14 protein-coding genes are annotated in these 16,315 nt (G+C 54.3%); 7 read left to right on the forward strand and 7 right to left on the reverse strand.

Annotation, left to right across the window (positions count from 1 at the left end; translation table 11 throughout):
* Positions 1 to 25: 25 nt before the first annotated feature.
* From HNQ64_RS19240 to HNQ64_RS19260, 5 genes are all read right to left on the reverse strand, one after another.
* On the reverse strand, positions 26 to 1,135 hold the full coding sequence (locus HNQ64_RS19240; RefSeq protein ID WP_184211727.1) for a hypothetical protein: 1,110 nt from the start codon (positions 1,133 to 1,135) through the stop codon (positions 26 to 28).
* Between the two features lie 88 nt (positions 1,136 to 1,223).
* Positions 1,224 to 2,981, reverse strand: a complete 1,758-nt coding sequence (locus HNQ64_RS19245) for a C39 family peptidase (protein ID WP_184211728.1) — start codon at positions 2,979 to 2,981, stop codon at positions 1,224 to 1,226.
* Between the two features lie 146 nt (positions 2,982 to 3,127).
* A complete protein-coding gene (locus HNQ64_RS19250) occupies positions 3,128 to 4,294 on the reverse strand; it encodes a prenyltransferase/squalene oxidase repeat-containing protein (RefSeq protein WP_184211730.1) in 1,167 nt (388 codons plus the stop codon).
* Positions 4,291 to 5,019: a YdjY domain-containing protein gene (locus HNQ64_RS19255; protein WP_184211732.1), complete on the reverse strand. Its 729-nt coding sequence runs from the start codon at positions 5,017 to 5,019 to the stop codon at positions 4,291 to 4,293. The genes HNQ64_RS19250 and HNQ64_RS19255 overlap by 4 nt, the downstream gene beginning before the upstream one ends.
* 163 nt (positions 5,020 to 5,182) lie before the next feature.
* Positions 5,183 to 5,872, reverse strand: coding sequence for a zinc metallopeptidase (locus tag HNQ64_RS19260; protein ID WP_184211734.1), 690 nt, complete (start codon positions 5,870 to 5,872; stop codon positions 5,183 to 5,185).
* Positions 5,873 to 6,024: 152 nt separating this feature from the next.
* On the opposite strand from HNQ64_RS19260, the gene HNQ64_RS19265 reads away from it, so the two are divergent.
* From HNQ64_RS19265 to HNQ64_RS19295, 7 genes are all read left to right on the forward strand, one after another.
* The gene (locus HNQ64_RS19265) at positions 6,025 to 6,756 is read left to right on the forward strand and encodes a hypothetical protein (RefSeq protein ID WP_184211736.1); all 732 of its coding nucleotides are present in this window, start codon (positions 6,025 to 6,027) and stop codon (positions 6,754 to 6,756) included.
* 104 nt (positions 6,757 to 6,860) lie between these two features.
* On the forward strand, positions 6,861 to 7,100 hold the full coding sequence (locus HNQ64_RS19270) for an acyl carrier protein (protein WP_078815772.1): 240 nt from the start codon (positions 6,861 to 6,863) through the stop codon (positions 7,098 to 7,100).
* Between the two features lie 102 nt (positions 7,101 to 7,202).
* Positions 7,203 to 8,438 carry a M48 family metallopeptidase gene (locus HNQ64_RS19275; protein WP_184211738.1) on the forward strand — a complete coding sequence of 412 codons (1,236 nt, stop codon included), beginning with the start codon at positions 7,203 to 7,205 and terminating at the stop codon, positions 8,436 to 8,438.
* A gap of 61 nt (positions 8,439 to 8,499) precedes the next feature.
* Positions 8,500 to 10,386, forward strand: coding sequence for a sulfatase-like hydrolase/transferase (locus HNQ64_RS19280; protein WP_184211740.1), 1,887 nt, complete (start codon positions 8,500 to 8,502; stop codon positions 10,384 to 10,386).
* 241 nt (positions 10,387 to 10,627) lie between these two features.
* On the forward strand, positions 10,628 to 11,482 hold the full coding sequence (locus HNQ64_RS19285; protein ID WP_184211742.1) for a hypothetical protein: 855 nt from the start codon (positions 10,628 to 10,630) through the stop codon (positions 11,480 to 11,482).
* A gap of 221 nt (positions 11,483 to 11,703) precedes the next feature.
* Positions 11,704 to 13,179: an ATPase domain-containing protein gene (locus tag HNQ64_RS19290; protein ID WP_184211744.1), complete on the forward strand. Its 1,476-nt coding sequence runs from the start codon at positions 11,704 to 11,706 to the stop codon at positions 13,177 to 13,179.
* Positions 13,180 to 13,274: 95 nt separating this feature from the next.
* Complete coding sequence (locus HNQ64_RS19295) at positions 13,275 to 14,834, forward strand: ATP-binding response regulator (protein WP_184211745.1); 1,560 nt, start codon at positions 13,275 to 13,277, stop codon at positions 14,832 to 14,834.
* A 338-nt stretch (positions 14,835 to 15,172) separates the two neighbouring features.
* Here the strand turns inward: HNQ64_RS19295 and nth are convergent, their stop codons facing one another.
* Together nth and HNQ64_RS19305 are read right to left on the reverse strand one after the other, a co-directional pair.
* Entirely contained in the window at positions 15,173 to 15,826 is a 654-nt protein-coding gene (gene nth / locus HNQ64_RS19300; protein WP_184211747.1) for an endonuclease III, read from the reverse strand.
* A 13-nt stretch (positions 15,827 to 15,839) separates the two neighbouring features.
* On the reverse strand, positions 15,840 to 16,250 hold the full coding sequence (locus tag HNQ64_RS19305) for a 3D domain-containing protein (protein WP_246431115.1): 411 nt from the start codon (positions 16,248 to 16,250) through the stop codon (positions 15,840 to 15,842).
* Positions 16,251 to 16,315 lie beyond the last annotated feature (65 nt).

Raw genomic sequence — 16,315 nt, forward strand, 5'->3', positions numbered from 1 at the left:
TTGAATTTGAGGCTATGGATCTGTTTTACTTGGTGGGAGCCGCCAGCTTCAGCCTCAAATACTCAGGACCAAACGGGGCACTGTCCAGGAACTCATCATGCTCCAGCAATGCCGCACATTTGGGCGCTTGCCAAATCCAACGCACTATCTTGCTCCCTGGAACAGATCTATTTTGAGGAGCCACTCCCAGCTTCTTTCCCACCAGATGCCCAGCTTGGGTGAACTTGGCTCTAAACTGCGGCCCTTTAATGATTCCAGAAATCCCCCGAGTGTGGATGGAAAGCGTCATCCGCGCAGCGCGACCGTCCACAAATTCGATGAACACCTGATCCACGGCCAGAGCCTTCGCAAACAGAGTCATGGGTGTGGCCGCTGGGGTGCTGGAGCTGAATTTGCCGGAGAAACGCGCCTGCTTTTTCTCAGGATCCGTCCATTCAAATTGAGCCCCCACCTTGTGATTGGAGCCCTTCACTTGATACATGCTTTCCAAATCTGTGGGCGTGAGAGTCCACAGTTTATCAAAATCTAGGAGCGGGTCCAAGTCCACAGGTGCGGCGACGAGCAGCAACTGCGGCGATAGGTCAATGACGGTTTTGCGGATGGGAAATGAGCATTCTAGCGGGAAGCTGGGGTCGATCATTTCCAATTTTAATTCCGACCCCAATTCATGACTAATCACAATCATTCGTTCCGAGTCCCACCGCCAAATTGGACTCGACCTGCCATCGCGGTGTTTAACCTTCCCCATCGTAGAACGTGCGCCAAAGAGGTTTTCAAGTTCTGACTCCATAATCTCGCGGTCACTCTGAGATCCCAAATAGACTTCAAATTTGTAACCCACGCCATCATTTCTAAAATGAGCCACCAGACGTGAAACGGCCAGCCGATGTTGCGTCATTTGCGCCTGAAATCCAGCCCCTGACCTAACGTTAAGGATGGCACATGGATCGCCCGATTTCATCTTGGAGAAAGACCACGAGGCGACGCTGCGGTCCTTACCGCTCAAAGCCACATCCATGGCTTCTTTGGTCATGGCAAAAGGGTCATTCAAATCAAACACCGACTCCACCTCAAAGGAGCGCGTAGCCTGGGCCTCAGCCGTGTGACAGCCGAGAAACAGAAGAAGACAGGCCAAAAAATGAACCCCAGGTGCAGGCATCATTTTAAATTTTACTCGAGTCATTTTATTTTTCTTTCCGCTGCGTTGGTCGCGGGCATTGCCTCTACAGCCGAGGCGGGGACATGGAGTAAACGCCCATGGTCGCATCATACGCACCGGCTTCAGGCATGCGCTTCAGTTCGTGCCCAGAGCCCCAGGAATCGGTAAATAGGATCTGGCCCTTGGCGCTGTTATAGCCAATGATCAAACGCATGTGGCCACCGCTGACCTGCCCAGAACCTGGCAGTGGCGGCTCCTCAGGATAACGGCCTAACTGCAGGGCCCAAAGCAGAGGGATCCCCTTATCCACATGCTCTTTCACAATGACGACGAACTGTCTCTGCGAGATGCGGCGTTTGCCAGAGCTGACGTAATATTGCTGGGGATTGATGTGCGGCTTGAAGGCCACTTTATATTTATCGTCAATTTTAGTTAGGCTCTTTTGCATGGCGAAGATATCCGCCCCCGCTTGCGCATCCACATTCACCAACTGGGCGATCTCATGCTGGTCACAAGGAATCTGTAAGTATTCAAACAAACGCTGGCAACTGGCAGCCACGCAGTACCCCTTGGCCCCCTGATCCACCATAGGCACCCCTGAGATATACACGTCCCCCTCGGGCGTGGTGGTGACGTTACTGGTCAAGACCATGCGCTGCACTCCGACGGAAAGCTTGCCCATGCTCCAGTCTGCCTGATTCGGAGCCGCCAATTTCAGTCGTAGGAATTCAGGTTTGCCTGGGGGGCGGCTAGCCGCAAAATCGTTGTGCTCCAGCATCGCGATGCCGATGGGGCTCTTCCATTGCCAGCTCACGGTTTTGATCGCCGTGCTGGCAGTCGCCGATTGATTGGTAGGGGCGACTTTCAAGATCTGCCCCAGGCCCTGCCCGACTTTTTTGAATCGGTCAGAAAATTCAGTGCGCTGAATTTCGCCCGAATCTCCCCGGTTGTAGAAAGACACCGTGACCCGCGCCGCACGGCCCTGGACAAACTCGACGATGGCCTCTTCCACCGGGATGGATTTGGCAAAGAGACTCAGTGTAGCATCCACATTGGAAAAGATTTTCCGCGAAAACCGGGCACGACTTTTTTCAGCATTCAGCCATTCAAACTGCGGAGGTTCCGTTTGAGCCTGCTCCGTCTTAGGCCGATACTTTTTCTCAAATTCTTCCGGAGTGCACCGCCACAGTTCTTCAAAATTCAGGAGGTAGTCCAATTCTGCCGTCATGGATAAACGTGGAGCGATGACGACTGGTTCGGAAGGTGCCTGCCCCAACGTCCCAACACGCAGCGCTAACCTCGCGTCTCCTCTTGAAGAATACTTCGAATCCAGATCGAGAGACACCCGCTGCGTATTCGTCTTCCAACTCGCCACACGCTCATCGTCTTGTTGATTGGCAAAGTATGGGGAACTGCCTAACGATCGGGTGATTTGATCTGAAAGGATGGGAAATAAAAGGGCTAAATCCTTGCGGGAATTCAGTTCAAATTCACATTGAACAAATGCGCCGCCTTTCAATGCCAACCTTATCGTGGAAGGGGTAAATTGTCCACCGAAGAGGGAAGCCCGGGAACGCTTGCTATTGGCAAGCTGCCAAATCACAACCTTGTCGTAGCCACTGCTTGGATCTTTTTCTTCCTCCTCTTCTCGATAGTCATTCAAAGGAGACAAAAGATTCTCAAGCACACTCACGGAAATGGACGGAGAAGATTTGAAATCTAGAGCTGTGTCCAGATCAATGAAAGGCGGCGTGGCAGCGCGTAAAACGCTCGCTCCGCTCAGTAAAAGCAGTCCGACAAACAGCAAAAAATTCCGAGACATATCCCTTCTTTTATTAGGAATTCGCTTGGAAGGTCAATCGCTGAAATCATCAATGATTAAAGGAATGGCTAAGAGAAGAAACGTCTCAGCAATAAAAAGCCCGCGCAGCCTGGGGCTAGCGCGGGCTATGGAAGGAAAAAGCAGGCTTACAAGCTTTCGTAAACGCGCGCCAGAGCCATGAGCATGTAGGAGGTGGTGAGAGTGGTATCACTTTCCATCCAACGACCAGCGCTGTTCGCCCAGGAGCCGTCGCCCTGCTGGAGGTTGAGCAGCTTGGAGGCCAGATCCTCGCGCCAGTCCACCGTCTTGCCATCCTTGGTCTTGAGGAAGTCCACATCCGCAATCGCCAGGGCCTTTGCCATGGTGTGGTAGTAATAGTACAAGCCCTCTGCGCCAAGGCCAGGGTTCTCATCCAGGGTGTAGTTTTCACTCAGCCACTGCAGCACAGCCTGCACGCGAGGGTCGCTCTTGTCGAGCCCAGCATAGATGAAGCTCAGCATGCCAGCGTAGCTGATGCTGCCGTAGCTGCGTAGGGCAGTGCGGCCGTCGGCAGTTTTGACGTCTTTGCCACGGGTCTCACCGGGGCTGTAAACAAAACCGCCGGCGTCAGCTTTATCCGTGCTGACCCAAGAAGCTTTGTTCGTTTCAGGCCGATTTTGGCAGTTCTGGATGAACTGGATCGCCGCGCCAAAATTGAGCTGCGGTTCGTTTTTACCCGCATCGCCTTTATCAGCCAAAAGGGCCTGGGAATAATACAGGGCTTCGAGGGCAAAGTGCGTGTTGGAGAGGTCAGCGTGGGCTGGATTGTTAGGCTTAGGCGTGCCGTAGCCAATGCCGCCGTCGAAGGGATTGTCCTGCTTGCCCTTTTCATCGAAATCATTCTGCTGACCGATGATGAAACGGCGTGCAGCCAGGAGGGTCTGTTCGTTCTGGGGCTTCGGGCTCAGCATCAGAGCGGTGAGTGCCAGCGAGGTATTGTAATTCGCACGGGCCTTCACGTAAATGCCACCGTCTGGCTGGACGTTTTTCAGGAGAAAGGCATAGGCTTTCTCGATCTCCGCAGAAACAGGTTCTGTAGGCTGGCGGCCTGGAGTCAAAAGATGACTGGTGATGGCCAGCGCGGTGAAGGCCACCGGCTCCGCATCTCCCCACTGCCCCGTTTCGTTGTTCTGTTTGCCTTTCAGAAAGGCCAACCCGCGATCATAAGCGAGGCGAATCTCCTGTTTCAAAGATTCATGGCGGGCAGGCTGGGTGCCGCTCTGGGCTAGGATCAGCGAGGGTAGAGCAAAAGATAAAGCAGCGATCAGTTTCATGGTTGGGCAGGGGAAATGATGACGGTCACAGGGGTGCCGATGTCGGGGATATTGGCAGGGAGGGAGATCCAGAGATCATCACGCCAGTTGCCTTCCGCAGGGGAATTGATGAGGGCTCCACGGTCCAGCCACACGGCAATGATGGAACCTTCATGCTGGCCGATGAATCCGCGCTCATCCATATAAGAGCCATTAAAGATCCAGGTGCCTAGGTCAGTCGGTGGTTTGCGAGTATCTACATGCTGCACCCAGTCAGAAAGCGGGGCAGACTTGGTCACGTCGCCCACTTTCCATTCCACGGTGATTTTGATCTGGTTGGCCTTCGGCTTCGCGGGAGGCTCCTCTTTCCAGATTTTTGGGCGCTCCGCTTCCGGCACTTTCGTCAGCATACCTTCCGTCGCCGCTTGGTAATTGGCTAGCAGCAGGGCCACCTGGATAGCCGTGGGGCTCAGGGCTGTGGTCAGCACGCTCTCATGCGTCTTTCCCGTTTCATGGACGAGCATGTATTCGATGGGCGCTTTTTGCAGTTCCACTTTCGTGGGGATGCGCACTTCACGTGTCGCTGCATTGATGCGGATACCATCCAGCTCATATTCCGTCGCCGACAGTTTTTTGAGCCGCTGCTGAGTTTCAGCCAGTTGCTTGGCAGCCTCCGCCTTCGCATCTTGGGCATGTGTTCCTGACACGCTGAGGGCGAGCAGGAGAATAGGAAGGAAGCGAAACATCGGCGAAAATATACGTGGTTGAACAGGCATGGCCAAATCTGGCCGCAGGTAAGGCATCATGCAATGGCAACCCGAACAGCCTTTAACCCAAAAACAAACCGGACGGACATTATCTGTCCGTCCGGTCATTCAGACATGGGATTTCAAACCCATGGCAAGGAGATTACTCATCATTGCTGCGGCCACCCACCATCTGGAGGATGTAATACATGAAGTAGGCCAGAGAGCTGACGAAAGCCGCCACGTAGGTGAGGGCTGCCGCGTCCAGCACCTTGCTCATGGCGCTGTATTCTGGCCCAGCGGAAACGGCACCCGTGCTGGCCAGTACTTTTTTAGCTCGTGCTGTCGCATCGAACTCCACGGGCAAGGTCACCAACTGGAACAGCATCATAATCCCAAAACCGATGGCCATGATGGTGATGACCAAGTGATAAGGGAAAAAACCACCCATCAGACCCAGCAATGGAATCCACATGACCACCTGACTCGCAATCTGGGTGATGCCTACAGCGGCCATGCGCCACTGGAGAGGCCCGTAAAGCTGCTGGTGCTGGATGGCGTGACCACATTCGTGAGCCGAAATACCCAGGGCCGCCACCGAGGTGCCGTGGTAGTTTTCTTCCGAAAGCACCAAACGCCGCTGGCCTGGGTCATAATGGTCCACCAGATGTCCCGGCATCGCATGGATGCTGACATCCCGGATGTTGTTCAGATCCAGGATGCGTTGGGCAATCTGCGCACCCGTGTAGCCACTGGAGGCACGCACCTGGGAATAGCGATTGTAGGCGCTGCGCACTCGCCAAGAGGCAAGGAGCGAAAGGGCCATGGTACCGAGAAACAGAAGTAGCATCATAGGAGATAGATTGGGAGGTTATCGAAAAATACGACTTTGAATGTGTAAATGGCCTTGTGGATCTTGCCTTTAGAAACAGGACTTGAGTTTGGAATCACAGCCCCGAAAAAACGCAGGTTGCATCCAGCCACAGCAGGGTCTCTGAATGGGAAATGGAGTCCACTGCCACTGAAGCATCTGCCAGCGTCATCGTCTGTCGCGTTACCCCCTGGTATTTCCGTCGCATGAGCATGATGGCCGCCATGCTGGTCCTCATGGGCGCATGGTTCCTGTATGACTGGCAATACGGCTACCATGAGGCGAACAAAATCGCTGATAAAAAGGACTGGTTTGAGCAAGTCCACCTCAAGAGCTACGATGAAGCGAAGGCTGCCAATCAACTGGAGAGATGGGTCAAAGAAACGGAGGCCCAAGGGCTGCCCGCAGGGAAAAATGGCGAGCCTCCACGCTGGGTCTCCTACGCTGCTGAACATGGCTGGAGTGAAAAACCACACCGCTGGACAGATCGCGAAATCGCCGGCCAGTTCTGGTGGGGCAGTGCTACCATTTTTGCTGGTTTGGTGGTGGCAGTGATGATGTTGTTCAATCGCAACCGCGTGCTCACAGCTTACCCAGATCACTGGGTGAGTCCCCAGGGCACACGGATTTATTACGCCCAAGTCTTCCGGGTGGACAAACGCAAATGGGACGTGAAGGGGCTGGCTTATGCCTGGTATCGTGAGACCCCAGATTCCCCCGAGAAAAAAGCCGTTTTAGATGATTTTAAATTCGATCAGGTGGGCCTCGTGCTTGACCGCTTGCTAACCCACTTCAAAGGTGAGCTCATCGAGAAGTTGCCTGATGCAGCAGCCACCGCGCCCAAAAACCCCGGGCAAGCGAGCTAACCCGTTTTGTTCTTCTTCGATGCTCAGAGCAAAAAAAGAGCGAATTCGCTCTTGCCAAATAATAACCAGCCGCTACCTCTCCGCCGCACATCCCCCTTCAATCTATGGCAGACAACATCCAAGAAAAAGTCCGTGACATCATCGTCGAACAGCTCGGCGTGAACCCTGAGCAGGTGACCCCTGAAGCCAAGTTCATCGAAGATCTGGGCGCTGATTCCCTGGACACCGTGGAGCTGGTGATGGCCTTCGAAGAAGAGTTCGGCATCGACGTTCCAGACGAAGAAGCTGAGAAGCTTCAGTCCGTGGGCGACGTCGTCCGCTACGTCGAAGAAAACGCCGAGTAATCCTCGTTTTCCAAGTTCATTTTAAAAAGCAGACGGGAAACCGTCTGCTTTTTTTTTGGCTGGACTTTATTGCCCAGTGCAGGCAGCACATCCCCTTCTCTCATGTCTCTTTCCAATCCCTGGTTTATCGCCGCCCTCATCGGAGTGCTGGGTGTTTTTCACCTGGAGTTCTTCGCCACGTTGCTGAATCTCGCCCGCCTCAGCAGGCCGGTTCCCCCATCCCTCGCAGAAGTCTTTCCCGAAGAGACCCGCGAAAAGCTGGTGGATTATATCCGCGATTCCAAAAAAGTCAGTTTTACCCGGGAGGTCACTCTGCTGGGCATCCTCATTGTCTTTTGGTGGTCCGGCGGGTTTGGCTGGCTGCAGACCTGGGCCGAAAGCCAGGGAAAAGGCCCCGTCATCACCGGCGTCGTCGTTCTCGCCATCAGCATGCTGGCCCAGACCTGGATCAGCCTCCCCTTCGATGCCTGGGATACTTTTGGGGTGGAGTCTCGGCACGGCTTCAATAAGACCACTCTAGGCACCTTCATCACGGACCACTTTAAGGGCCTCGCCCTCATGGCCTTGTTAGGGCTCCCCGTAGCCGCCGCTCTAGTCTGGTTTTTTCAGACTCAGACCTGGGCCGCACTCTATGCCTGGCTCTTCCTGGCCGGGTTTATCCTGCTCATGACTTGGCTCTCCCCACGTGTGATCATGCCTGTGTTTTTAAAATTTCAGCCCATGGAGGATGGCGAACTCAAAGACGCCATCTTTGCGCTGGCGCAAAAACTGGATTTCCCGGTGGCAGAAGTCAGCGTGGTGGATGGTTCCCGCCGCTCGACCAAGGCCAATGCTTTCTTCGCCGGGTTCGGCAAAACTCGGCGCATCGCCCTTTATGACACGCTGTTAAAGAGTCACACCACCGAGGAAATCGTCGCCATTCTGGCCCATGAAATTGGTCATAACAAATGCCGTCATGTGCCAACCATGCTGATTCTCAATCTTTTGGAAATGGCCCTCATGTTAGGCCTGCTCGGCTGGGCGCTGAAATCTCCAGGCTTCTTTGCCGCGTTTGGCGTTTCAGGAACTCCGGTCGGCATGGGGCTTGTACTCTTTGGCATGATTTACAAGCCGCTCGGCGTCCTCACGGGTTTGCTCGGGCTGGCCATGAGTCGGAAGCACGAGTTTGAGGCCGATGCCTATGCCCGCAAAGCTGTGGGTAGCCACCAGCCGCTCACGGATGGGTTGAAAAAGCTCTCCCGCGATCACCTCGCTCACCCTGAGCCGCATCCCCTCACCGTCTGGCTGCACTACAGTCATCCGCCGTTGGTGGAGCGACTCGCAGCTCTGCAACGTTGACCCACCAGAGCGGCATCCATTTGGCCGCAAGAGTAGAAACTGGCCCGCGTTTCCAAGGGCCATGTTTCGCGCACTTGTTCTCTTCTGCTTTGGGGTTATCTCCGCTGCTGCTGCAGCAGATCGGCCTAACATTTTATGGCTCACCAGTGAGGACAATGGGCCTCAATACGGTTGTTATGGTGACACCTACGCCACCACGCCCCACATTGATGCCCTCGCTGCCAAAGGCATCCGCTTCAAACGTTGCTGGTCGAATGCTCCCGTCTGTGCGCCTGCGCGCACCTGCCTCATCAGCGGGCGTTGGGCCCCGGCCGATGGTGCCGAACACATGCGGAGCGACATTCCTCTGCCTGATGGACACCAGATGTATCCCCAGTTTCTGCGCAGTGTGGGCTACTACTGCAGCAACAACAGCAAGGAAGACTACAACCTAACGAAACCTAAAGATGGGAAAAAAGATCTCGTGTGGAATGAGAGCAGCGGCAAAGCCCATTGGAAAAACCGAGCGGAAGGCCAGCCTTTTTTTGCGGTCTTCAATGACACCATCACGCATGAAAGTCAGATCCGCCGTCGGCCCCACACGCTGATTCATGATCCCGCCAAGGCCCCGCTGCCACCTTTCCATCCCGACACGCCAGAGGTGCGTCATGACTGGGCCCAGTATTATGACAACATCACTTTGATGGACGGCAAGCTGGGGAAGCACCTCGATGAATTGGAAAAAGCAGGCCTCGCGGAAGACACCATCATCATGCACTATGGTGACCATGGCCCCGGCATGCCGAGGTTTAAACGCTGGCCTTACAACACGGGTTTGCAGGTAGGACTCATCATGCACTTTCCAGAAAAGTGGAAGCACCTAGCCCCCAAAGGCTACGCCCCGGGTGGGGTGAATGAAGAGCTCGTCAGCTTTGTGGATCTCACAGCCACACTTTTGAGCATCGCCGGCGTGAAACCGCCCGACTACTTTCAAGGCAGAGCCATTTGTGGGGAATTTGCTAAACCAGCTCCTGAATTCATCCACGGTTTCCGGGGGCGCATGGATGAGCGTTATGACCTCGTTCGCAGCACGACCGACGGTCGTTACGTTTACATCCGGAACTACCTGCCCCATCTGCCTTATGGCCAGTTTTTGAACTACATGTTTCAGCAGGCCACCACCCGTGTGTGGAAAGCCCAATTTGACGAAGGCCGTCTGCCAGAGCCACAGACGCGTTTTTGGAAACCCAAACCCGCAGAAGAACTTTACGATCTAGAATCTGATCCCTGGGAAACTATCAATTTAGCGGATTCAACGGCCCATGCAGAAATCAAAACTCGTCTCGCCCAAGGTCAGCGCCAGTGGCTCACTCAGGTGCGGGATCTAGGCTTCATTCCTGAGGGAGAAAGACTGGCCCAGGCCAAGACACAATCTCCCAAAGACATCTTTGCCACCGAGGAGGCCTACCCCATCACCACGGTGATGGAGGCCGCCGATTTAGCCACCAACCCCGCTCTGGCCAAGCCCGAGGCTCTTGCCAAATGGCTGGATCATTCCAATGCCAGCGTCCGCTACTGGGCCGTGCAAGGTTACCTCATCCGGGGAGAAAACGCCATCCGCACAAACGCCCCCAAGATCGAGCAAATGCTGGGAGATAGCTCTCCCAGTGTGCGAATCGCTGCTGCAGAAACCCTCATCAGCGTGGCCCAATCTCCGGCCGTGCTAGAGCGCAGCACACGCACCCTTCTCGATTGTGCCGACATGAAAACCCAGCCTTACTTCGTTGCCATCGAAGCGGTCAATGTCTTGGATCGCTGGCAGGTACGACTAAAACCTTGGCAGGCGCAGATCCACGCACTTCCTGGTCAAGCCCCTGAGAGTGTGCAAAAACGCCTCAAGGAATACATCGCCCGTTTGCATGACCACTTGCTGGAGGGAGACCAGATCAAAAGTACCGGAGAGAACTGAGACTTCTAATTTGTTAAAAAACGACATTATCACACGGCACTTAAACAGGCTGCAGGAGTGGCTGTTCCACATCCACACACCCTGACCAAGGGGGTTCCACGGTCTTTGGTCCGACGGGGGAAATGAGTCGCGAACTTTAGCAACCACTCAAAAAGTGAGAATATTGAAAAAAATTGAGTGCAGTCATGATTATTTTATATTATTTAAGATAGTTAAATAATCAAGGTTTACCCCGAAGCCCATGAAACCTGCTTTTGCACTCTCCCTCCTGGCTACCTTCAGCCTCATTTCTCTGGCTAGTGCCCAGTATCCAGGTGCTCCGAGTTACCCGGGAGCCACGGGAGGTTATGGAGCCATGCCACCTCCTGCAGGTTCTGGTCTTTATGGTGGCACTGGCTATACAGCCATGTCCCCCACCCTGCCTCCGCCGACCATGTCTTCCCCTTACGCAGGGCCGACGATGATGGAGCCTGCGGCTCCTGCGGCCAACTATGGTTTTCAGCAGCCAGTGGCGTCCAATTCCTGGGGTGGCGTGCAGCAAAGCATGAATGGCAGCAATATGCTGAATTACCGATACCTGGAGGCCAGCTACCGCTACGTGGATCCTCAGGGCGGTGATCTGGATGGCAGTCACGGTCTTGGAGTGACTCTTTCCATCGACCTACCCACCATTTTCTTCGTCAAAGGCAGCTTCAACTGGAGCAGCGGCAGCGGCACGAAAAACGTCAAAGGAGCCACCAATGCGGACTACGATCTCTCCGTCATCACCATCGGCGGTGGTGCCTACATGGCCATCACACCGAAGCTGCACTTCGTTGGTGAAGTCGGTCTGGTTTATGCCAATCTCAGCTCCGCAGGGAACAACATCAGCTACACGGACGGCGGCATCTACATCCGTCCAAGCTTGCGCTATCAAATGGTGGACTGGCTGGAACTCCAGGCTGGTGTCACCGTCAGCAGTGCCAATGACTACGATAGCAAGGTCGTTGATTTCGGCGCCTACTTCCGAGTCTTTCCGCAAATGGATATGAACATCGGCATGGATCTGGGTGATGAAAACCGCACCCTCCGTGCAGGTGCACGCCTGCGCTGGTAGCTTCTTTTTCTCCCACCTCAAGAACCTAAGCGTCCTGGCAACAGGGCGCTTTTTTTGTGAGCCGACTCATTGCTTGGCAGGTCTCAATCCCCTGCGTTGACAGTAAGGAGTCAGAGTAATTTTCCTACCCCACACGTCCAGAGCTGAATGTTTTTCCGAATTTATCCGAAGACCATTCGCTCGACTTAGACACAGGGTCTTCAGTTACTTCACGCCACGTTATGGCCTTACTCAAACAATCCTCAATCAGCCCCCGCTGCTCGACCGGCATTGAAGGACTGGATACCGTTCTTCATGGGGGTCTGCCCATCAATCGGCTCTACCTCATCAAAGGTGATCCTGGGGTCGGCAAAACCACTCTTGCCATGCAGTTTCTTCTCCAAGGCCAGAAAGAAGGAGAAACCAGCCTCTACATCACTCTTTCAGAGACCAAGGATGAAATCGCCACCGTGGCAGCTTCCCATGACTGGGACCTCACTCGGCTGCATTTGTATGAACTCTCAACGATTGAAGAAAAGATCCGTGGAGATACTGAAAGCACGTTTTTTCACCCCTCGGAAATCGAGCTGAACCGAACCATCACCGCTTTGATAGATGAGGTGAAACGGGTCAATCCGACACGCGTCGTGTTCGATTCCCTTTCGGAAATGCGCATGCTGGCAGACACGCCTTTGCGCTACCGCCGCCAGATTTTGCAATTGAAGCAATTCTTTGCCGGGCGTAACTGCACCGTTTTACTGCTGGATGACCGAACCTCCGGCACTCATGATCTTCAGGTAGAAAGCATCGCCCACGGCGTGATTTCCCTCATGAGCACCACCGCAGGATACGGTGTTTCTCAGCGGCAGTTGAATGTCGTTAAAATCAGGGGTTCTAAGTTTCTAGAGGGCAGCCATGACCTTGTATTGCGAAAAGGCGGCATGGTCGTTTTCCCCAGATTGGTCGCGGCGGATAGCTCAGGAGAGTTTAAACGTGAAGATTTCCCTAGCGGCATTTCAGAACTGGATCTCCTGCTGGGGGGCGGCCTAGGGCGCGGTACCAGCACCATGTTCATGGGGCCACCGGGCACGGGTAAGTCCACTCTCACCATCCGCTTTGCACTGTCTGCGGCTCAGCGGGGCGAAAAATCCCTTCTATTCATCTTCGACGAAACCCTCGGCACACTCATGAACAGGGCGGCAAAGTTGAGTATGGACCTTGAGCCCTATGTCAAAAGCGGCCTTATCGTGATCGAATCGGTGGATCCTGCGGATATTTCACCCGGCGATCTCTCGCACCGCATTCGCCAGGGAGTGACACATGATTCTGTTCGCATGATTGTCATTGATAGCATCAATGGTTATTTGAATGCCATGCCTGCGGAACGCTATCTCGCACTGCAGTTGCACGAATTACTGTCCTACCTGAATCAGCAAGGGGTCATCACCATGATGGTATTGGCACAGCAGGGGCTCATTGGCTCCATGCAGTCCTCTGTAGATTTGACCTACCTTGCTGACACCGTGTTGCTCTTGCGGTTTTATGAAGCTCGCGGCGAGGTCAAACAGGCCATTTCTGTCATTAAAAAACGCAGCGGTGATCATGAACGCACCATCCGTGAAATCAAAGTCGGGCAGGATGGCATCACTCTGGGAGAACCTTTGAGAGAACTTCAAGGAGTGCTCACAGGTGTTCCCACCTTCATTTCAGAAAGGTGAAAGCCCCCATGCAAGCCGTTAACGAACTTTGTGGTCACGCTTCATCCACAAACACCCCCAACGCTCCCCAGCCAGGAAGCGAGGGGTTGGACATCTTGATCCTCGCACCAACCCGCAATGACGCACGCCTGACGGCAGACTTCCTGGACACAGCCGGTTTGCGGCCCAACATTTGTCAAGGTTTGGAGGATCTTCGCCAGCGAGTGCAGGCAGGCTGTGGTGCCATTCTAGTGGCAGAAGAAGTCCTCGGTAAAGAGTCGGTCAAGATCCTTGCAGACTTGCTCCGTGAACAGCCGTCATGGTCAGACCTCCCTATCGTCATCATTACTGGCACCCGAGAAGCCTGGGCGCGTCATCGGCACCTGTCAGCTCTGACTCCCACGGGGAATGTCTCCATCATTGAGAGGCCTGTGAGGCCTGATACTCTCGTCAGTACCCTTGAGTCAGCCATCCGCTCACGGCAGCGGCAATATCAGGTGAAATCTCTTTTGGAAGAGCGGGAGAAAATGACCTTGGAAGCCTTGGAAGCTGACCGTCGTAAGGATGAATTCCTCGCCATGCTCGCGCATGAGTTGCGCAATCCACTGGCTTCCGTCGCCAATGCCACCGCACTTCTCAAAAGCTCCAGTGATCAGGAGACTCTGGCTTGGTCAACAGGCGTTATTGAACGACAAACGCACCAACTCACCCACATCATTGATGATCTGCTCGACGTTTCACGCATCACCACGGGCAAAATCCGGCTGCGCCGTAGCCACATCAACATGGCCGTCGTCCTAGATCGGGCCTGTGATTCCGCCCTGCCGCTCATGGCCGAGCGCGGGCACCGCTTCACCTGCGATTATCCAAAGCTCGATCTCTGGCTGGAGGCTGATCCGACGCGTATTGAGCAAGTGGTGCTCAATCTTCTGGCGAATGCAGCCAAGTACACTCCTAAAAACGGCTGCATCCAGCTCACCGCCATAAACCAGGGCGCGGATATTTTAGTGATCGTCAAAGACAACGGGATTGGCATTGAACCCAAACGCCTCCCCGAAATGTTTCAACTTTTCACTCAGGGTGAAAGGTCCATTGCACGCAGCGAAGGTGGACTTGGTATCGGGCTAACCATTGTGCAAAAATTGACCGAAATGCATGATGGCCAAGTGGATGCCCACAGCGATGGTCCTGGGCTAGGCAGCACTTTCAGCATTCGGCTTCCCGCCACAGTCCCTCAAAAATCCGCTACCCTCATGGGAGATCGTGAGCTGCGGCCTAAGTTGATCTCAAAGCGAGTTTTGGTCGTGGATGATAATGTGGATTCCGCTGTCGGTCTGGCGAAGTTACTCACTCGTGCAGGTCACCAAGTGGCTCTGGCTTATGACGGGACTGAGGCTTTAGCCCAAGCTCAGTTGCAGTCTTCAGAAGCCATCGTCTTGGACATCGGCCTACCTGGAATGGACGGGTACGAAGTTGCCCGCCTACTGCGTCAGGAGACTTGGGGGCGACAAGCGCTCCTGATTGCGGTCACTGGCTACGGACAAGAAGAAGATAAACAGCGTGCCATGGATGCAGGCTTTGATCATCATCTCGTCAAACCCGTGGATCTCACCCGACTCAAAAGTCTGCTGAGAGTCAGCCCTGAGGAGCCTGCTGTTGAGCAGATCTCCGCATGAAGCATGAGTCTGCTCGACTTGATAAAAGGCTCCTAGTAGGGTAACTAGGAGCCTTCTTGTGACGTTACATCATTTTCTTTTCACCGTGCATGGTGCAGGTGCCGGATTTGCAAGCGGGACAGGCAGGAGCAGCGTCTTTCATCATGGAGGAGGAACTGCAGCTAGTGAGAGTCATCAGAGTGGCAGTGACAGAGAGGAGGAGGAATGATTTCATTGGAGTGTTGCTTGTTGTTAGGCTGGCAGATCTGTAACCCGCCAGGCAACGGTAAGAGGCGAGTCCACCGCCTTATTCCCATCAAAGTATTCCAGCCTTCAAAAAAAATTTCCTCGGGCTACTCCTAGGCTTTTTTCGTCTTCAGGGCTCTCTTACGCTCAGGAAACAGAGTCGTACAAATCTCACATACCGTCCCGTCACAACCGCGGGCGGAGCAGAATTCGCGACCGTAAAAGATGATTTGGAGATGCAGCTTGTTCCAGGCGGATTCGGGGAAAAGGCGCTTCAGATCCCGCTCTGTCTGCGTGACGTTTTTACCCTCTGTGAGTTTCCAGCGTTGGGCTAAACGATGGATGTGAGTATCCACCGGAAAGGAAGGTACGCCAAAAGACTGCGCCATGACCACCTGTGCCGTTTTATGCCCGACCCCGGGCAGTTCCTCCAGCAGTGCTAGGTCTGCAGGCACCTGACCTCCATATTTTTCGACGAGGATCTCAGACAGCTTTTGGATCGCTTTCGCCTTTTGCGGTCCCAGACCGCACGGTTTTACGATCTTTTCGATCTCAGCCACAGGCACGCGGGCTATCTCCTGCGGGGTGCGGCCAAGAGACCAGAGTTTGGGAGTGATCAAGTTCACCCGCACATCCGTGCACTGGGCCGATAACAGGACCGCCACGAGAAGGGTGTAAGCATCCGTATGGTCCAGAGGAACTGGGGGATCAGGATACAACTGCCCCAGCCGTTGGAGCACGTAGGTGGCGCGTTCGGCCTTGGTCACGGAAAAGAGACGTTTAGCTACGCTGAAGACGCTGCACCATTTTACGCACGTGATCGTACTTCTGGCGGTCTTTCATGATGGCCAAGCTCTTGGACTTGGACCCCCAGCGCAAAACGCGGATGTTCACGTGGCGCACGCCCCAGGCATTCATGTGAGCGCGTGTGGGCTGGTAGATATCAATGGTATTCGTTCCCACCAGTGCAGAGCCGTAGTCATCCACTTGATAAATGTAGGGTGTGCCCTCGATCTGGAAAATGGTGCCCACTGGATAAACGGACCAATCGGCAGCGGCGCTACGCAAAACGCTGCCATATTTTAACTGCGACCCCACAGCGGTACGCGCCCCATACTGGATATGATCTGACTCACTGTGGGTGTAAGCCGTCGTCCGCACAGCCGTGATGCGAGTGCCTTTTTTAGACAAGACTTTCTTGTTCGAACTCGAGGAGGAACAAGAGCATAGCAGAGCTGCGATAATGCAGAGCAGGC

Source organism: Prosthecobacter dejongeii, from assembly GCF_014203045.1.
In the GTDB taxonomy this organism is placed as follows: domain Bacteria; phylum Verrucomicrobiota; class Verrucomicrobiia; order Verrucomicrobiales; family Verrucomicrobiaceae; genus Prosthecobacter; species Prosthecobacter dejongeii.

Excerpts from the sequence above, each read along its gene's own strand:
- HNQ64_RS19245 (WP_184211728.1), bottom strand. The coding sequence starts at position 2,981 with ATGTCTCGGAATTTTTTGCTGTTTGTCGGACTGCTTTTACTGAGCGGA.
- HNQ64_RS19255 (WP_184211732.1), bottom strand. The coding sequence starts at position 5,019 with ATGTTTCGCTTCCTTCCTATTCTCCTGCTCGCCCTCAGCGTGTCAGGA.
- HNQ64_RS19285 (WP_184211742.1), top strand. The coding sequence starts at position 10,628 with ATGAAACCTGCTTTTGCACTCTCCCTCCTGGCTACCTTCAGCCTCATT.
- HNQ64_RS19270 (WP_078815772.1), top strand. The coding sequence starts at position 6,861 with ATGGCAGACAACATCCAAGAAAAAGTCCGTGACATCATCGTCGAACAG.
- HNQ64_RS19290 (WP_184211744.1), top strand. The coding sequence starts at position 11,704 with ATGGCCTTACTCAAACAATCCTCAATCAGCCCCCGCTGCTCGACCGGC.
- HNQ64_RS19260 (WP_184211734.1), bottom strand. The coding sequence starts at position 5,872 with ATGATGCTACTTCTGTTTCTCGGTACCATGGCCCTTTCGCTCCTTGCC.
- HNQ64_RS19265 (WP_184211736.1), top strand. The coding sequence starts at position 6,025 with ATGGAGTCCACTGCCACTGAAGCATCTGCCAGCGTCATCGTCTGTCGC.
- HNQ64_RS19250 (WP_184211730.1), bottom strand. The coding sequence starts at position 4,294 with ATGAAACTGATCGCTGCTTTATCTTTTGCTCTACCCTCGCTGATCCTA.
- HNQ64_RS19280 (WP_184211740.1), top strand. The coding sequence starts at position 8,500 with ATGTTTCGCGCACTTGTTCTCTTCTGCTTTGGGGTTATCTCCGCTGCT.
- HNQ64_RS19275 (WP_184211738.1), top strand. The coding sequence starts at position 7,203 with ATGTCTCTTTCCAATCCCTGGTTTATCGCCGCCCTCATCGGAGTGCTG.